The organism is Nocardia puris (assembly GCF_036051655.1).
GTDB lineage: Bacteria > Actinomycetota > Actinomycetes > Mycobacteriales > Mycobacteriaceae > Nocardia > Nocardia puris.
In genome coordinates this window covers 1,429,330-1,445,144 of record NZ_CP107943.1, presented here as the reverse complement: position 1 = coordinate 1,445,144, position 15,815 = coordinate 1,429,330, and the positions used below count along the sequence as shown (strand labels likewise).

Genomic DNA, 15,815 nt, shown 5'->3' with positions numbered 1-15,815 from the left:
GCCTTTCTCGATTGCGGGACAGGGGCTTTCGCCGACGGGCGTCAGAGCCTGCCGACGGGCCAGCAGACCTCGGTGCGGTAGTCGGCGGTGTCGCCGGTTTCGCGGGGCGAGGTCAGGTAGATCTCGCGCACGGGTTCCGGCAGTGCGACATCGTGCTCGGCGACGTAGCTGCCGAGCGCGCCGTAGGTGCGGTCGAAATCCTCGAAATCGCCGTGATGTTCGGCGACGGCGAAGCGCAGGCCAGGCAGTTCGGTCACCGCGCAGCCGTCGGGCGCGTATGGTTCGGCGTCCCCGGGGATCGGGACGAACACCACGACTTCGCCCTCGTCGTACTCGAAGAACTCCATCGAATACGTCGCGCCCCCGGGCCCGGCCGGCGCAACGCCCGCGGCGCCCAGCGCTGTGTAAAGGGTGCTGAACGCTATCCCGCACCACGGCCCGATCTCCGGGCGCGCCACGGACTTCGCCATCGCGAGGGCGCGGAACGCGGGCACCGAGCGGTACGACACCTCCAGCGCGGGGCCCGGCGTCAGCAGCGAGCGCAACGACGCCACCACATCGGCGGTGCGGCGCAGCTGGTCCTCCATCCGCGTCAGGTGCGCGCGCAGCGCGGCGTCGCGGGCGGCGGTGTCGGGTGCGGCCAGCACCGCCGCGATCTCCGGGATCGGCATGTCGAGGGCGCGCAGGCGGCGGATCAGGTGCCCCCGGCCGACCTGCTCGGTCGAGTAGCGGCGGTAGCCGGTGACCGGGTCCACCGACACCGGTTCGAGCAGGCCGACCTCGTGGTAGTGGCGCAGCGTCTTCACACCCAGGTAGGTGAGCCTGGCGAACTCGCCGATGGACACGGTCGCTGTCATGGGTTCAGCGAACACCCTCCGGCAACGGGAGAGTCAAGCTCACGCCAGCGCGAACGTCAGCAGCAGCACGTTCTGGAGCCCTCCGCGCCACCACGAATAGCCCAGCCACACGCCCGGGGTGACCTCGCGGATCTCGTCCCACAGCGGCGGCGTGGGCGACGGCGCGTAGTTCAGCGCCCACGCCGGGCGTCCGTCGAGCAACGCGGGCGCGCGGTACACGTCTGCCCGCCACGCCTCGAGGCCCGCGCCCGTCACGCGGTTCATGAGGAAGCCGCCGTCGGGCCCGGTGTAGAAGGTCTTGCCGATCCACACGCCGGAGGCCGCGCCTTGCAGATACCTCGGCCGCACCACCCAGCCGTCGCGCACGCCCGTCGGCACCGCACCCTGCGGAGCGTTGTGGAAGATCATGTCCTCCTGCTCCGGTGAACAGCGGAAACGCAGCGAATCCAGCGTCACCGCCTTGTTGTTCGGGTCGAGCACGCACCCGCCGCCGTAGTCGGCGACCGGGACGGCCGCGGGGGCGGCGGACGCGGGGCCCGCCCCGCCGAGGAAGAGGCTCGGGACGATCGCCGCGCTCATCGCCGCGCCGAGCAGTCGAAATCGTTTCGCGCTCATGGCTGTCTCCAGGTTCACATCGTCGTGCTCCCGACCTCCCTTCGAGCATAGATCCGGCAACCGCGCCGGGACGGCCGATTGCGCGCACTCCCGCGCCGACCTGTCCGCCTGGGCCGTCGCACGCGGACTAGGCTGGGACGCGGCAATCCCGCGGTGGTGCGACCGGCTCGCCCGCGACCGCGCAGCGAACGAGGAGAGGACGAACCGTGCAGCCCGGTGGTGGTCAGTTCGACATGCAGCAGTTGCTCGCCCAGGCCCAGCAGATGCAGCAGGCGATGGTGCAGGCGCAGGCCGAGATCGCGGCGACGGAGGTGCAAGGGCAGGCCGGTGGCGGGCTGGTCTCGGTGACCATCAAGGCGACCGGTGAGGTGGTCGCGCTGACCATCGACCCGAAGGTGGTCGACCCCGACGATATCGAGGGCTTGCAGGACCTGGTGATCGGCGCGGTCAACGACGCGATGGCCAACGCCCAGCAGCTGGCCGCCGACAAGCTCGGCCCGCTCTCCGGCGGCCTCGGCGGCGGTGCGCTGCCCGGTCTGCCCGGCTTCTGATCGAGGGCGGGTCGGTTGTACGAGGGTCCGGTCCAGGATCTGATCGACGAACTGGGCAAACTCCCCGGCGTCGGTCCCAAGAGCGCGCAGCGCATCGCCTTCCACCTGTTGCAGGTGGAGCCGCCGGAGATCGATCGGTTGCAGGCCGCCTTGCAGAAGGTGCGCGACGGCGTGCAGTTCTGCACGGTCTGCGGCACCGTGTCCGACGGTGAACTGTGCCGCATCTGCGCCGACCCGCGCCGCGATCTCACCATGATCTGTGTGGTCGAGGAGCCCAAGGACGTGCAGGCCATCGAGCGCACGCGCGAGTTCCGCGGCCGCTACCACGTGCTCGGCGGCGCGCTCGACCCGCTCAGCGGCGTCGGCCCCGACCAGCTGCGCATCCGGGAGTTGCTGGCGCGCATCGGCACCCAGACCGACGGCGTCGATGTGACCGAGGTGATCATCGCGACCGACCCGAACACCGAGGGCGAGGCCACCGCCACCTACCTGGTGCGGATGCTGCGCGATTTCCCCGGTCTCACCGTCACCCGGCTGGCGTCGGGCCTGCCGATGGGCGGCGATCTGGAGTTCGCCGACGAACTCACCCTCGGGCGTGCCCTTTCCGGGCGGCGCACGCTGTAGTCCGCGAAACCGGGTCTGGCCGCGTCCCCGCCGACGGGTTAGCGTGCGGGGGATGAGCATCGAATTCCTGTTGACGACGCTCGTCGTCGTGGCCACCCCGGGGACGGGGGTGCTGTTCACCCTGGCGGCCGGGTTGTCGCGCGGCGTGCGCGCGAGCGCGGTGGCGGCGTTCGGGTGCACGCTGGGCATCGTGCCGCATGTGGCGGCCGCCGTCACCGGGCTGGCGGCGCTGATGAACACCAGCGCCGTCGCCTTCCACACGGTGAAGTACCTCGGCGTCGCCTACTTGCTGTACATGGCGTGGACGACGTTGCGCGACAAGGGCGCGCTGGCGCTGTCCGAGGCGGAAGCGGGCGCGCCCGCGCCGTCGTCGCGGCAGGTGATCGTGTCGGCGGTGCTGCTGAACGTGCTCAACCCGAAGCTGACCCTGTTCTTCTTCGCGTTCCTGCCGCAGTTCGTGCCCGCGGGCGCGCCCGACGCGCTGCCCCGCATGCTGCTGTCGAGCGCGGTGTTCATGCTGGTCACGTTCGTGGTGTTCGCCGCCTACGGCGCGTGCGCGGCGGCGGTGCGCGCGCACGTCCTCGCGCGGCCCGCGGTGGTGACGTGGATGCGGCGGGTGTTCGGGGCGTCGTTCGTCGCGCTGGCCGGGCGGTTGGCGGTACAGGACCGGTAGGAGCCCGGGCCGCGGCTCGGAGTGACGGGACTGTCAGGTCGGTGCGCTGGGCTGGTGACCCTGGTTTCGGTGTGCGGCCGGGTCAGAGTTCGACGCGCTCCCATGGGACGCCCGCGAGCGCGCTGGTCTGCCCGGTGGCCCACGCCCAGATCAGCTTGATCACCACGGCCGGGTCGTTGACCACGGTGGCGTAGTGCTGGTCGGGGCCGCCCGCGCGGTACTCGACCGTGTACTCGGAGGGTTTGGCGCGGTAGGTCTGGATGTAGTCGTGGTCGCCGCGTTCGGCGATGAGGTAGGGGTTCGGCGGGGCGAGATCCGGAATCCATTGTCGCAGCACGTCTTCGGTGAGGTACGGGTAGTGCCCGGCACCACCGTGCGTGACCAGCGCCGGCACGTGGTTCGTGGGCGAGACCAGCCACATCAGCTGCGGGTCGTATATGGCGTAGCCGCGCGGCGTCGCGATCTCGAAAAGCAGGTGCCGGACGTAGCCGATGGCGTCATACGGGCTCGCGACGAACAGCGCGGTCCCGATACCCACTGGATCCCCACCCAGAAAAGTGTCCGCGGGCGGCAGCTCGGCGTCGCGCTTCTCGACCTCCGCCCGCATCTCGGCCACCACCGCCGCCTCGGCCAGCCCCTCCTGCGCCGCGAGATACCCCTCCGCCTCCTCGGCACCCGCGACGACCCCGGCAGGCAACAGCACGTGCTCGTAATTCACCCGGCCAGCGTACGGGGGCGTACCGACGCGACCTCTCCGCCCCGTTGGGCTGACCTACGATTGGGGCACCCACCAGCCCAAGGACGGTCATGATGTCGGAAGCGTTCGACTGGTCTTCGCTGAAGCCGTACCCCTACGCGGTCGAGCTCGACGACTACCTCACGATGCCCGAGGACATCGCGAGTGCCATCGAGGTCAAGGATGGGATGATCGTGCACTGCGAGTCGCCGTCGCCGAACCACAACGCCGTCGCCCGCAATCTGGAGCGAGCGCTGTTGGACGGCAGGGCCAAGCGCGGGGACAGTCAGCCGTGCCTGCGGATCAACCGCGATGTCGACATGCTCGTCTCCGAGGTGCCGTTGCACTACAAGCGGCCGGACGTCATCGTGTACCGCTGCATCGACGAGCCGCGCGGCAAGTGGAAACTGAAGCCGACGGTCGCGGACGCGGTGCTGGTCATCGAGATCGTCTCGCCGAGCACCGTGACCGCAGACCTGATCGACAAGCGGGCGGAGTACGCGCGATTCGGCATCCAGTACTACTGGATCGTCCGAATGGTGGACAACGACGGGCCGGTCGTGTCGATCGAGATGCTGACGCTGGATTCCGAGGGCAAGTACGCCTCCTACGGCCACCGGACCCGGGCGAATCCGCTCGCGATCGAAACGGTCGCCCCGTTCGGGATCCACGCCACCTGGGACGATCTCGACGAAGACGTCGGCTGATCGCTAGGCCGAACGGCGGGCCTCCTCGGCCGCGCAGGCGCAGCCGCCGGCGATGTCGGTGCAGTCGATGACGAACGCGTGGCGGGCGTGGTCGGGGTCGGGGCAGGTGTCGTCGGTGCACTCGGGGCGGCCGGTGGGGTGGACGACGAGGGTGCCGTGGCAGTGGTCGACGGCGGATTCGCAGAACGTGCAGATCGCGCGCATGGGACCTCCCGACGGATCGGCTGGTGATTCGATGCTGGCATCCTGGCACGGCCCGCGGTGGGACCCGGCACCGGTGTGTCGGCGGCGGGTCCGCCGAAACGCCGCGCTCGGGCCGTCACGCACCGGCGCCGTGTGGTGAACTTGCGGGATGGGCATCAAGGTGTCGCTCGAACACCGGACGACCTACACCTTCGACCGGCTGGTGGAGGTGCACCCGCACGTGGTGCGGCTACGCCCGGCGCCGCACTCGCGCACCCGCATCGACGCCTACTCGATGCGGGTGACGCCGCGCGAGCACTTCGTCAACTGGCAGCAGGACGCCTTCGGCAATTTCCTTGCGCGCCTGGTGTTTCCCGCGCCCGCCAGGGAACTGTCCATCACGGTGGGGCTGATCGCCGATCTGGAGGTGGTCAACCCGTTCGACTTCTTCGTCGAGGACTACGCCGAGCACTTCCCGTTCACCTACCCGCCCGCGCTGGCCGCCGATCTGGAGCCCTACCTGCGGCCCGTGGACGAATCGCCCGGCGCGGGCCCGGGCGCGCTGGTACGGGACTGGGTGCGCGCCCACGTCCCCGGCGACGCGCCGCGCACCATCGACTTCCTGGTCGCGTTGAATCACGCGGTGCGCGGGGATGTCGCGTACACGGTGCGGATGGAGCCGGGCGTGCAGTCACCCGACCACACGTTGCGTGCCGCGCTCGGCTCGTGCCGCGACTCCGCGTGGCTGCTGGTGTCGATCCTGCGCGAGTTCGGGTTGGCCGCGCGGTTCGTGTCGGGGTACCTGGTGCAACTCGCGCAGGATGTGCCCGCCCTGGACGGCCCCTCCGGTCCCGCCGCCGATTTCACCGACCTGCACGCCTGGACCGAGGTCTACGTGCCGGGCGCGGGCTGGGTGGGCCTCGACCCGACGTCGGGCCTGTTCGCGGGGGAGGGCCACATCCCGCTCTCGGCCACCCCGCACCCGAACTCCTCGGCCCCGATCACCGGCGCGACCGGTCGCACCAACGCCACCCTCGACTTCGCGAACACGGTGCGCCGCGTGCACGAGGACCCGCGGGTCACGTTGCCCTACACCGAATCCCAGTGGGAGCGCATCACCGCCTCGGGCGCGGCCATCGACGCGCGGATGGCCGCCGAGGACGTGGGCCTCACGATGGGCGGCGAACCCACGTTCGTCTCGCTCGACGACCAGACCTCCCCGGAGTGGAACACCGACGCCGACGGCCCGCACAAACGTGAACGCGCCGTCGACCTCGCCGAACGCCTGCGCCGCATCTACGCCCCGAACGGCATCGTCCAGTACCGGCAGGGCAAGTGGTATCCCGGAGAACCGTTGCCGCGCTGGGAGATAGCGCTCGCGTGGAGCGCCGACGGCACCCCGATCTGGACCCGGCCCGACCTGCTGGTCGGCCCGTGGACTCCGGTTGCCGTCGCTGATACGCCCTCGCCGACCGCATCACCGCTGGCCGCCTCAGGGACAGCGGTCGCGCCTGATGACAACGAACTCGCCAGCCCGTTCGGCGTGCCAGGGGCGGCGGCGGTGCCCGAAGAGCCCTTCGCCGGAGGACCGAAGGAAGCCGGGACAGAGGGCTCGGCCACCGGCGACTCGGACGGCCGCGGCGGCGACGCTCAGACCGTCGGGGCGGTTGCTGTCCCGTCCGGTGAACCGGACAGCATTGCTCCCGGCGACGCGCACGCTATCGGGGCAGATACGCTGCCGCCACGCCCCGACATCCGCCCGGTACCCCCGCACGCCGCACGCGCCCTGATCGCCCACATCGCCGCCGGACTCGCCCTCCCCGAATCCCAAGTGCGCCCCGCCTACGAGGACCCGCTCGCCCGCCTCGCGCGGAAAGTGCGCCTCCCCGAGGGCAATCCGGTCGCCGACGACGAAGACCTGACCGCCGACTCCCCCGAGGTGCGCGCGGAACTGCTGCGGCGACTGGACGATTCGATCACCGAACCCAGCGCCTACGTCCTGCCGCTCTACCGCACCGAGGACGGTCGCGCCTGGGCCAGCCCCAACTGGCGGTTGCGACGCGGGCAGCTCGAGAACCCGCCCCACGGCCGAATAGTGCTGACGGAAGGCGACTCTCCGGCCGGACTGCGCCTGCCACTGGACGCCGTGTCCTGGAGCGAACCGCGTCCGCGCCCCGAACGCGACCCGCTGTCCGACACCCCTGAGCGAGACCCACACCGGGAACCACCCGGCGAGGTCGCCGAGCCGGACGGCGAGCCGGTCACCGCGCTCGTGGCCGAGGTGCGCGACGGCCGGATACACGTATTCCTCCCGCCCGTCGAGGAATTGGAGGATTTCCTCGACCTGCTGCGCCGGGTCGAGGACGCGGCGGCGGCCGGCGGCCTGCCGATCGTGCTGGAGGGCTACGCCCCGCCCGCCGACCCCCGACTGCGCTCGCTGTCGGTGACGCCCGATCCCGGCGTCATCGAGGTCAACGTCCAGCCGACGGCGTCCTTCGCCGAACAGTCCGAGCTGCTCGCCACCCTCTACGAACAGGCCAGGCTGGCCCGCCTCGGCACCGAATCCTTCGACGTGGACGGCACGCACGGCGGCACCGGCGGCGGCAACCACATCACCCTGGGCGGCGTGACGCCCGCCCGGTCACCGCTGCTGCGCAGGCCCGACCTGCTGGTCTCCATGCTCACCTACTGGCAGCGCCACCCCGCGCTGTCCTACCTGTTCGCGGGCCGTTTCGTCGGACCCACCTCGCAGGCGCCGCGGGTGGACGAGGGCCGCGAGTCGGCGCTGTACGAGCTGGAGATCGCTTTCGCCGAAATCGCCCGGCTCACCGCGTCGTCCGCGCGCGGGCGCGACGCCGAATCCGGTCCGTGGCACGTCGACCGGGCGCTGCGCCACCTGCTCACCGACCTCACCGGCAACACCCACCGCGCCGAGTTCTGCATCGACAAGCTCTACAGCCCCGATTCGGCGCGCGGGCGGCTGGGCCTGGTGGAGTTGCGCGGTTTCGAGATGCCGCCGCACCACCGCATGGCCATGGTGCAGTCGCTGCTGGTGCGCGGGCTGGTGGCGAAGTTCTGGTCGAATCCGTTGCGCGCCGGGCTGATCCGGCACGGCGCCAACCTGCACGGCCGCTACCTGCTGCCGCACTTCCTGATGGCCGACATCGCCGAGGTCGCGGCGGATCTGCGCGCCGACGGCATCGATTTCGACACCGCGTGGCTCGACCCGTTCACCGAGTTCCGTTTCCCGCGCATCGGCACCGTGGTGCTCGGCGGCATCGAGATCGAACTGCGCGGCGCCATCGAGCCCTGGTACACACTCGGCGAACAGACCGAGGCCACCGGCACGGCCCGCTACGTCGACTCGTCGGTGGAGCGCGTGCAGGTGCGCGTGGTGGGCGCCGATCGCGGCCGCTACACCGTGACCTGCAACGGCTGGCCGGTCCCGCTGCTGGCCACCGAGAACGCCGATGTGCAGGTGGCGGGCGTGCGCTACCGCGCGTGGCAGCCGCCGAACTCGCTGCACCCCTCCCTCACCGTGGACGCGCCGCTGGTGTTCGACCTGATCGACACCGAGTCGGGGCTCTCGCGCGGCGGCTGCACCTATCACGTCTCGCACCCGGGCGGCATGGCCTACGACGATCCGCCGGTGAACGCCGTCGCGGCGCAATCGCGGCGCAATCGACGCTTCGAGGCCGCCGGTCATACCGTCGAACGCGTAGATCCCGGCGCGCTACGTGCGAAGATGGCCGCACAGTCGACCGACGCCGGCGTCCAGGGCATCCTGGATCTACGCCGGGCCCGCACGGTGTGGGGACCGGTCAGCGATCGGTGAGCCGGGCGTCGACGTCGCCGGGCGCGGGTGAAGGGGCGGAGGTGAGGTCGGCATGGTGGCCGAGGCGGCGCGACCGATGACGGGCGCGCGCGACGAGATCGCCGAACAGTTCGCGCGCTATCGCGCCGAGGGCGGGGCGGTCGGCGCCTACGACGAATGCGGCGGGCCGATGGGCGGCTACTTCGACGAACTCGTCGACTCCGGCGGCCGGGTGCGCCGCATGTGGTCGGAGCTGAGCGCCGATTTCGTGGAACTGGGCACGGCGGGGCTGGGCAGGCTCGACACCCGGGTGCGCAGACTCATCGAGGACGACGGCATCACCTACACCGAGGTCGGCGCGGGCGATCCCGCGGTGCCCACGCCGTGGCGGCTGGACCCGATCCCGCTGCTGGTCTCGGCCGACGACTGGACCCGGCTGGAAGCCGGCCTGGTGCAGCGCTCCCGCGTGCTGGACGAAGTGCTCACCGACGTCTACGGCCCGCGCCGCACCCTCACCTCGGGGCTGCTGCCGCCGGAGGTGGTGTTCGGCAACGACGGCTATGTGCGTGCGGCGCACGGCATCACGATCCCCGGACGGCACCAGCTGTTCCTGCACGCCTGCGATATCAGCCGGTGGGGCGACGGCCGCTTCCGCGCGATCGCCGACTGGGCGCAGGCCCCCTCGGGCGCGGGGTACGCGCTGGCCGACCGGCGCGTGGTGTCCACCGCGATTCCGGAGGCGTTCGAGCACTCCAACCCGCGCCCGCTCACCCCGTTCGCGCGGGCCATGCGGCTGATGCTCATCGAGTCGGCGCCGATGCCGGAGGACGATCCGGTCGTGGTGGTGCTGAGTCCGGGCGTGCACTCTGAAACCGCGTTCGACCAGGCCTATCTCGCGGCGACTCTGGGTTTCCCGCTGGTGGAGAGCGCGGATCTGGTGGTGCGCGACGGGTCGCTGTGGATGCGGTCGCTGGGCGCGCTGGAACGGGTCGACGTGGTGCTGCGCCGCGTGGACGCCGAGTTCTCCGATCCGCTGGATCTGCGGCCGGATTCGCATCTGGGCGTGGTCGGGTTGGTCGAGGTGCTGCGGCGCGGCGCGGTGACGGTGGTGAACACGCTGGGCAGCGGACTGCTGGAGAGCCCGGCGCTGCCCGGTTTCCTGCCCGCGATCGCGCGGGCGCTGCTCGGCGAGGAACTGCTGCTGGAGAGCGCGCCCTCGTACTGGGGCGGTGACGCCGCGCAGCGGTCGCATCTGCTGGCGAACCTGGACCGGTTGATCCTCCGTTCCGCCGTGGACGGCGCGACGCTGTTCGGGCCGGAACTCGCGGCCGAGGCGCGCGAGGAGCTGCGGGCGCGCATCGAGGCCGAAGGGTGGAAGTGGGTCGGCCAGGAGCCCGCGCAGTTCTCGCTGGCGCCGGCCGTGCACGGATACGGCGGGTTGTCGGCCGCGCCCGTCGGGATGCGGTTGTTCTCGCTGGCCCGGCGCGGCGGGTACACGGCGATGGCGGGCGGGCTCGGACAGTTGCGCCAGCGGATCGAGCCCTCCCGCAGCGTGATCAAGGTGGCCGCCAAGGACGTCTGGGTGCGCGCGGCCCCTGCCGCCTCCCCGGCCGTGAGTGCCGAACCGCCGCACGAGGATCGCGCGCCGCGCCGCGCCGCGCCGGTGGTGGAGGCGATCAGCTCCCCGCGCGTGCTCAACGACCTGTTCTGGATGGGCCGCTACGCCGAACGCGCCGAATCGCTGGCGCGCCTGCTCATCGCCACCCACGACCGCTACCAGGACTACCGCTATCGCCCGTGGCTCGAAGGGGCCGAGGCGGTCCCGGTTCTCATGGCGGCGCTGTCCCGGTTGAGCGTCACCCCCGCCCCGCCCGCGGTGCTGGCCGATCCGCGCCGTCGTCGCGCGTCGATGCCGGAGGCGCAGGCGGCGGCGAGTGACCGCGCGGCGGGCGAGGGTGTGGAAACCGAAACGTCCACTGAAAGTGCCGGTCCCTCGCGTGCGAGTGCGGGCGATCAGCGGCCAGGTATCGCCGGGGCGGCCGACGCGTCCGTGGGCGCGGGCGGCGCTTCCGGGAGCGCCGCTGCTCCGGGCGGAAGCGCCTCCACCGCAACCCATTCCGCGATCTGGCCCGCCGTCGCCGGTGCCTCGCGCGAAGGCCACGACTACCTCGAAGCCCTGACGATCGATCGCGACATGCCCGGCTCGCTCGCCTTCGCCATCGACCGCTACGGGTCGTCGGCGCGGGCGGTGCGCGATCAGCTCTCCGAGGACACCTGGATGATCCTCAGCGCCGTCGACCGCGCGCTGGCCGAATATCGCGGCACCGGAGGGGATCAGGAGGCCGCGCTCTCGGCGGTGCACTCGCTGACGCTGGCCGCGTTGCTCTCGCTGTCGGGGATCGGCGCGGAGTCGCTGGTGCGCGACACCGGTTGGTACGTCATGGATATCGGCAAACGTATCGAGCGCGGCGTCGGGCTCACGGCGCTGCTCTCGGCCGCGCTCACCGAAACCTATCCGGCGGAGGCGCAGCGCGTGGTGATCGAAGCGGTGTTGCAGGCCGCGGAGTCGTCGGTGAGTTATCGCCGCAGGCACCGGGATTCGGTGCGGCTGGCCGCCGTCGCCGGACTGCTGCTCTTCGACGCGGGCAACCCCCGGTCGCTGGCGTATCAGCTGGAACGGCTGGAGGCCGACTTCCAGGCCTTGCCCGGCGCGTCGGGATCCTCACGCCCGCAACGACTCCTGGCCGACGCCCAGCGCATGCTGCGCCGCGTCGACCCCGCCGAGCTCGAGCACACCGACGAGGCGGGCCGGCGCACCGAACTGATCGAACTCCTCGACGGCGTGCACCTGCGGCTGCGGAAGGTCTCGGAATCGTTCGAGACCACGAAACTCGCACTGCCGGTGGGTATCCAACCGCTGTGGGGCAGCACGCGGGTGGTCGAATGATCGGCGGCGACGGCGCCACCCGGCGGTACCGGGTGGTGCACCGGACCACGTACTCCTATTCCGACGAGGTCTCCAGCTCGTACGGCCGCGCCTACCTCACCCCGCGCGAATTCGCCGGTCAGCGGCTGCTCGATCACGACATCCACATCGAACCCGTGCCGTCGGACCGTTCCGTCGGCGCCGACGTGTACGGCAACACCTCCTCGTACTTCCACGTCACCGCCGAGCACAGCGAACTGGTGGTCACCGCGGAGTCGACCGTCGAGGTGGACCCGCCCGGCCTGCCCGCCGGCGGTCTGGCCCGGTTGCCGTGGGAGTCCGCGCGACCGACCCACGCCAACGGGCCGTTCGCGGTGGAGTTCACCCTGGACCTGCGCCCACCCGAGATCACCGACGAGGTCACCGCGTACGCGGCGGAATCACTCACCCCCGGCCGCCCGCTGCTGGAGGCGGTGCGGGAGCTCACCTCGCGCATCTACCGCGATTTCACGTATCGGTCCGGGTCCACGACGGTGTCCACCAGCGTCGCCGACGTGTTCGCCGCACGCGAGGGCGTCTGCCAGGACTTCGCCAGGATCGGCGCGGCCTGCCTGCGCTCGCACGGTCTGGCGGCGCGCTACGTGTCCGGCTACCTGGCCACCGACCCGCCGCCCGGCAAGGAGCGCATGGTCGGCGCCGACGCCACCCACGCGTGGGCGGCGGTCTGGCTGCCGAGCCCGGACCAGGGCGACCGCACCGGTCACTGGATCGGCTTCGACCCCACCAACGACCAGTTCGCCGACGAGCGTTACGTGACCGTCGCGTGGGGTCGCGACTACGCGGACGTGCCGCCCCTGCGTGGCATCATCTACACCGACGCCAAGGAGAGCATCATTACCGTGTCGGTGGACGTCGCTCCGGTGGAGGTGTGAACCTGCGTGCGCGATTTCTCTTGTCCCAACTGCGGTCAGCAACTGGCTTTCGAGAACTCGGTCTGCCTTTCGTGTAACAGCCCCCTGGGATTCAGCCTCACCCAGCGGGCGCTGGTGGTGATCGGTGATCCCCCCGGCGACGCCGCGGTCGATCACCGCAACGGTGTGGTGGACGGCGGGCTGTTCCGTTTGTGCGACAACCTCCATGTGGCGGCGTGCAATTGGCTGGTTTCCACGCCGGAGCCCGCCGAGACCGAGGACGTGGAGGCGATCGCGCCCCCGCAGGATCCGAACGCGGGCCCGGTGCTGTGCGAGTCCTGCCGCCTCACCAGGACCAGGCCCCACGACTCCGACACCGCGGGACTGGCGGCGTTCGCCGAGGCCGAGGCGGCCAAGCGCAGGCTGATCATGGAGCTGGACGAACTCGGGCTGCCCATCACCGGCCGCGACGCCGATCCGGAGTTCGGGCTCGCGTTCGACCTGCTGTCGAGCTGGTCGGAGAATGTGATGACCGGGCACCAGAACGGCGTGATCACCGTCGATCTCGCCGAGGCGCACGACGCGCACCGCGAACAGTTGCGCATCGAGATGGACGAGCCGTACCGCACGCTGCTCGGGCACTTCCGCCACGAGATCGGGCACTACTACTTCACCGTCCTGGTCGCCGACGACGAGGCCTCACGCCGGTTCCGCGACCTGTTCGGCGACCCCGACGCCGACTACCAGGCCGCGCTGGACCGGCACTACTCCGAGGGCACCCCGCCCGGCTGGGAGAACGACTACGTCTCCTCCTACGCCACCATGCACGCCGCCGAGGACTGGGCCGAGACCTTCGCCCACTACCTGCACATCCGCGACACCCTGGACACCGCCGCCGCTTTCGGCTTCGCGCCGGCGGGCGCCACGCTGGACCGGCCCCAGGTCGGCCGCGCGGGCTTCGACAAGATCATCGAGCTCTGGCTGCCGCTGGCCTGGTCGCTGAACATGATCAACCGCTCGATGGGTCACCAGGACCTGTACCCGTTCGTGCTGCCGGACCGAGTGCTGGAGAAGATGCGGTTGGTCCACGACTTGTGCGCGGCGTCAGCGACGCGGTGAGGTCTGCGAGTCCGGTCACGCGGCGTCGACGGATGCCGACCGCCCGCCGTGGGGCGACGGTCAGCTCGCCGTCGGCTCGTCGCGCTCGGTGACCTGCGCGGCCGCCGCGCGGAACGCGTCCAGCACCGTCGCGATGGCCGGACGACGTTCGGCGCGGGGCCGGGTGACGAGTTCGTAGATGCGGGCCGCGCGCACGCCGGAGAGCCGCAGCATCACCAGGCCGGGGTCGGCCACCACGAACCGCGGCATGAGCGCCACGCCGTAGTCCGCCGCCACCAGCGTCTCGATCACGCGGAAGTCGTTGAGCCGCTGCGCTATTCGCGGCTGCACTCCGGTGACCGTGGCGATCGACTCGAGCACGTCGTCCACGGGGAACCCGCCGCGCACGCTCAACCAGGTCTCGTCGGCCAGTTCCTCGGGGGCCACCGAGGTCTGCCCGGCCAGCCGATGGGTCGGCGCCACCACCACGTCGATGGGCTCGCGCATCAGCGGGTGGCACGTGATGCGCGGGCCCGCAAGGGGATTGGCGCGCTCGTCACGGTGGGTGAGCACGATGTCGTAGTCGGCCAGCAGGGCGGGCGCGCCGCTGGGCGGGACGTCCTCGTCGCGGGCGATCACGTCGATGTCGCCGCCCGCGAGCGCGGGCAGCACCAGCGGCAGTAGCAGCGCCGCGCCGGACGGGAACAGCGCCACCCGCACCCGTCCGCGCGGCGAGCCGCGGTAGTGCGCCATCTCGGCGGCGGCGCGATCCATGGCGGCGAGCGCCTCGTCGGCGCGCACCACCAGCGCCTGCCCGGCGTCGGTGAGCCGGATGCGGCGGCCGTCGGGTTCGAGCAGCGCCACGCCCGCCTCCCGCGCCAGGGTCTTGAGCTGCTGCGACACGGCCGAGGGCGTCATGTTCAGCGCGGCGGCCGCGGCCGCGATGGTGCCGCGATCGGCGAACTCGCGCAGCACGCGCAGGCGCTCCAGCGACATCGGCGGACCGGATCCGGCGGGCACCGCGCCTCCCATTGGTGAAGTACTTCTACAGTATTAGTACAGTATTATTCGATTGTCCTGATGGTTCACCGATCCGACGATGGACGGGTGAACCACCGCGACCGCCTCCTCGGACTGACCGTCGTCCTGCTCTGGGGCCTGAACTTCCTCGCCATCCGCTACGGCCTCGACCACTTCCCGCCGCTGTTCTTCGCGGCCCTGCGCTTCGCGGTGCTCGCCGTCCCCGTGCTGCTGTTCGTGCCCCGTCCGCGCGTGCCCGCGCGCTGGTTATTGTTGTACGGCACCGGTTTCGGCGTGCTGCAATTCGCGTTCCTGTTCACCGCGATGCGCGAGGGGATGCCGACCGGACTCGCCTCCCTGGTGCTGCAATCCTCCGCGCCGTTCACCGTCGCGCTCGGCGCGCTGCTGCTGCGCGAACGCCTGCGCCCGGCCCAGATGGGCGGCCTCGCCGTGGCCGTGACCGGGATCGTGGTGATCGGCGCCGACCGGATGCACGTCGCGCCGTTGCTTCCGCTGCTGCTCACGTTGGCGGGCGGACTCGGCTGGGCCTTCGGCAATATCGGCTCGCGCCTGGCCGCGACCGGTCGCGACGTCAACCCCCTGCACCTCACCCTGTGGATGACCGTGATCCCGCCGCTCCCGCTGTTCGCCCTGTCGGCGCTCACCGAGGGCCCGTCCACCGGCCTGCGCGCCCTCGCTGACACTGCCGCGTCCACCTTCTGGCCCGCCCTGGCGGGCCTCGCCTACATCGTCGTGTTCGGCACCGTCATCGGTTCGGGCCTGTGGACCTTCCTCATGAGCCGCTACCCGGCCGGCACCGTAGCCCCCTTCTCCCTCCTCGTCCCCATCGTCGGCATAGCCGCCTCCTGGGCCGTCCTCGACGAAGACCCCACGGCCCTCCAACTCGCCGGCGGAGTGATCGTGATCGCTGGCGCGTTCGTGGCGACCACGGGCGGGCGGGTCAGGCAGTCTGGGAATGGTCGTAGCCCCGATCGTGCCGCCGCGTCGGCGGCACCCACGGAGGTGTCCCGGATCGGCGATCTGGAACGGGCGGCCAGTCGCCCGTAGCGCGAGGTCGCGTCGGGCGGGTATTCGCGAGC

The 15,815-nt window shown here is 71.3% G+C and carries 14 protein-coding genes; 9 read left to right on the top strand and 5 right to left on the bottom strand.

Translation table 11 applies throughout. The features are described 5' to 3' along the window. Positions 1-41: 41 nt before the first annotated feature. Positions 42-857 (bottom strand): MerR family transcriptional regulator, encoded by an 816-nt coding sequence (locus OHB21_RS06355; RefSeq protein ID WP_195126152.1) that lies wholly within the window; start codon positions 855-857, stop codon positions 42-44. Positions 858-896: 39 nt separating this feature from the next. Next, positions 897-1,472 (bottom strand): hypothetical protein, encoded by a 576-nt coding sequence (locus OHB21_RS06350; protein ID WP_067508082.1) that lies wholly within the window; start codon positions 1,470-1,472, stop codon positions 897-899. 206 nt (positions 1,473-1,678) lie between these two features. Here OHB21_RS06350 and OHB21_RS06345 point away from each other — a divergent pair, with 206 nt between their 5' ends. From OHB21_RS06345 to OHB21_RS06335, 3 genes are read left to right on the top strand one after another with little or no spacing between them, the layout of a single operon-like run. Beyond that, on the top strand, positions 1,679-2,023 hold the full coding sequence (locus tag OHB21_RS06345; protein WP_067507813.1) for a YbaB/EbfC family nucleoid-associated protein: 345 nt from the start codon (positions 1,679-1,681) through the stop codon (positions 2,021-2,023). Positions 2,024-2,038: 15 nt separating this feature from the next. Further along, positions 2,039-2,647 (top strand): recombination mediator RecR, encoded by a 609-nt coding sequence (recR, locus tag OHB21_RS06340; protein ID WP_067507811.1) that lies wholly within the window; start codon positions 2,039-2,041, stop codon positions 2,645-2,647. Positions 2,648-2,699: 52 nt separating this feature from the next. Further along, positions 2,700-3,320 carry a LysE family translocator gene (locus tag OHB21_RS06335; RefSeq protein WP_067507809.1) on the top strand — a complete coding sequence of 207 codons (621 nt, stop codon included), beginning with the start codon at positions 2,700-2,702 and terminating at the stop codon, positions 3,318-3,320. An 82-nt stretch (positions 3,321-3,402) separates the two neighbouring features. Here the strand turns inward: OHB21_RS06335 and OHB21_RS06330 are convergent, their stop codons facing one another. After that, a complete protein-coding gene (locus tag OHB21_RS06330) occupies positions 3,403-4,038 on the bottom strand; it encodes a hypothetical protein (RefSeq protein WP_067507807.1) in 636 nt (211 codons plus the stop codon). 89 nt (positions 4,039-4,127) lie between these two features. On the opposite strand from OHB21_RS06330, the gene OHB21_RS06325 reads away from it, so the two are divergent. Continuing rightward, a complete protein-coding gene (locus OHB21_RS06325) occupies positions 4,128-4,763 on the top strand; it encodes a Uma2 family endonuclease (protein ID WP_067507805.1) in 636 nt (211 codons plus the stop codon). Between the two features lie 3 nt (positions 4,764-4,766). On the opposite strand, the gene OHB21_RS06320 is transcribed toward OHB21_RS06325, so the two are convergent. After that, positions 4,767-4,967, bottom strand: coding sequence for a hypothetical protein (locus tag OHB21_RS06320; protein ID WP_067507803.1), 201 nt, complete (start codon positions 4,965-4,967; stop codon positions 4,767-4,769). A 148-nt stretch (positions 4,968-5,115) separates the two neighbouring features. On the opposite strand from OHB21_RS06320, the gene OHB21_RS06315 reads away from it, so the two are divergent. Genes OHB21_RS06315 through OHB21_RS06300 form a run of 4 tightly spaced genes read left to right on the top strand, consistent with a single transcriptional unit; the run spans position 5,116 to position 13,716 of the window. Then, positions 5,116-8,781 (top strand): transglutaminase family protein, encoded by a 3,666-nt coding sequence (locus tag OHB21_RS06315; protein WP_195126153.1) that lies wholly within the window; start codon positions 5,116-5,118, stop codon positions 8,779-8,781. A gap of 52 nt (positions 8,782-8,833) precedes the next feature. Beyond that, complete coding sequence (locus OHB21_RS06310) at positions 8,834-11,707, top strand: circularly permuted type 2 ATP-grasp protein (protein ID WP_067507800.1); 2,874 nt, start codon at positions 8,834-8,836, stop codon at positions 11,705-11,707. Further along, positions 11,704-12,618 (top strand): transglutaminase family protein, encoded by a 915-nt coding sequence (locus OHB21_RS06305; protein ID WP_067507798.1) that lies wholly within the window; start codon positions 11,704-11,706, stop codon positions 12,616-12,618. The genes OHB21_RS06310 and OHB21_RS06305 overlap by 4 nt, the downstream gene beginning before the upstream one ends. Positions 12,619-12,624: 6 nt before the next feature. After that, positions 12,625-13,716, top strand: coding sequence for a zinc-binding metallopeptidase family protein (locus OHB21_RS06300; RefSeq protein ID WP_067507796.1), 1,092 nt, complete (start codon positions 12,625-12,627; stop codon positions 13,714-13,716). Between the two features lie 60 nt (positions 13,717-13,776). Here the strand turns inward: OHB21_RS06300 and OHB21_RS06295 are convergent, their stop codons facing one another. Next, on the bottom strand, positions 13,777-14,691 hold the full coding sequence (locus OHB21_RS06295; RefSeq protein ID WP_195126186.1) for a LysR family transcriptional regulator: 915 nt from the start codon (positions 14,689-14,691) through the stop codon (positions 13,777-13,779). A 111-nt stretch (positions 14,692-14,802) separates the two neighbouring features. Between OHB21_RS06295 and OHB21_RS06290 the strand changes: the two genes are divergently transcribed. Continuing rightward, a complete protein-coding gene (locus OHB21_RS06290) occupies positions 14,803-15,783 on the top strand; it encodes an EamA family transporter (RefSeq protein ID WP_113975361.1) in 981 nt (326 codons plus the stop codon). The last annotated feature ends 32 nt before the right edge of the window (positions 15,784-15,815 follow it).

Excerpts from the sequence above, each read along its gene's own strand:
- OHB21_RS06320 (WP_067507803.1), bottom strand. The coding sequence starts at position 4,967 with ATGCGCGCGATCTGCACGTTCTGCGAATCCGCCGTCGACCACTGCCAC.
- OHB21_RS06315 (WP_195126153.1), top strand. The coding sequence starts at position 5,116 with ATGGGCATCAAGGTGTCGCTCGAACACCGGACGACCTACACCTTCGAC.
- OHB21_RS06350 (WP_067508082.1), bottom strand. The coding sequence starts at position 1,472 with ATGAGCGCGAAACGATTTCGACTGCTCGGCGCGGCGATGAGCGCGGCG.
- OHB21_RS06355 (WP_195126152.1), bottom strand. The coding sequence starts at position 857 with ATGACAGCGACCGTGTCCATCGGCGAGTTCGCCAGGCTCACCTACCTG.
- OHB21_RS06305 (WP_067507798.1), top strand. The coding sequence starts at position 11,704 with ATGATCGGCGGCGACGGCGCCACCCGGCGGTACCGGGTGGTGCACCGG.
- OHB21_RS06310 (WP_067507800.1), top strand. The coding sequence starts at position 8,834 with ATGGTGGCCGAGGCGGCGCGACCGATGACGGGCGCGCGCGACGAGATC.
- OHB21_RS06295 (WP_195126186.1), bottom strand. The coding sequence starts at position 14,691 with ATGTCGCTGGAGCGCCTGCGCGTGCTGCGCGAGTTCGCCGATCGCGGC.
- OHB21_RS06325 (WP_067507805.1), top strand. The coding sequence starts at position 4,128 with ATGATGTCGGAAGCGTTCGACTGGTCTTCGCTGAAGCCGTACCCCTAC.
- OHB21_RS06335 (WP_067507809.1), top strand. The coding sequence starts at position 2,700 with ATGAGCATCGAATTCCTGTTGACGACGCTCGTCGTCGTGGCCACCCCG.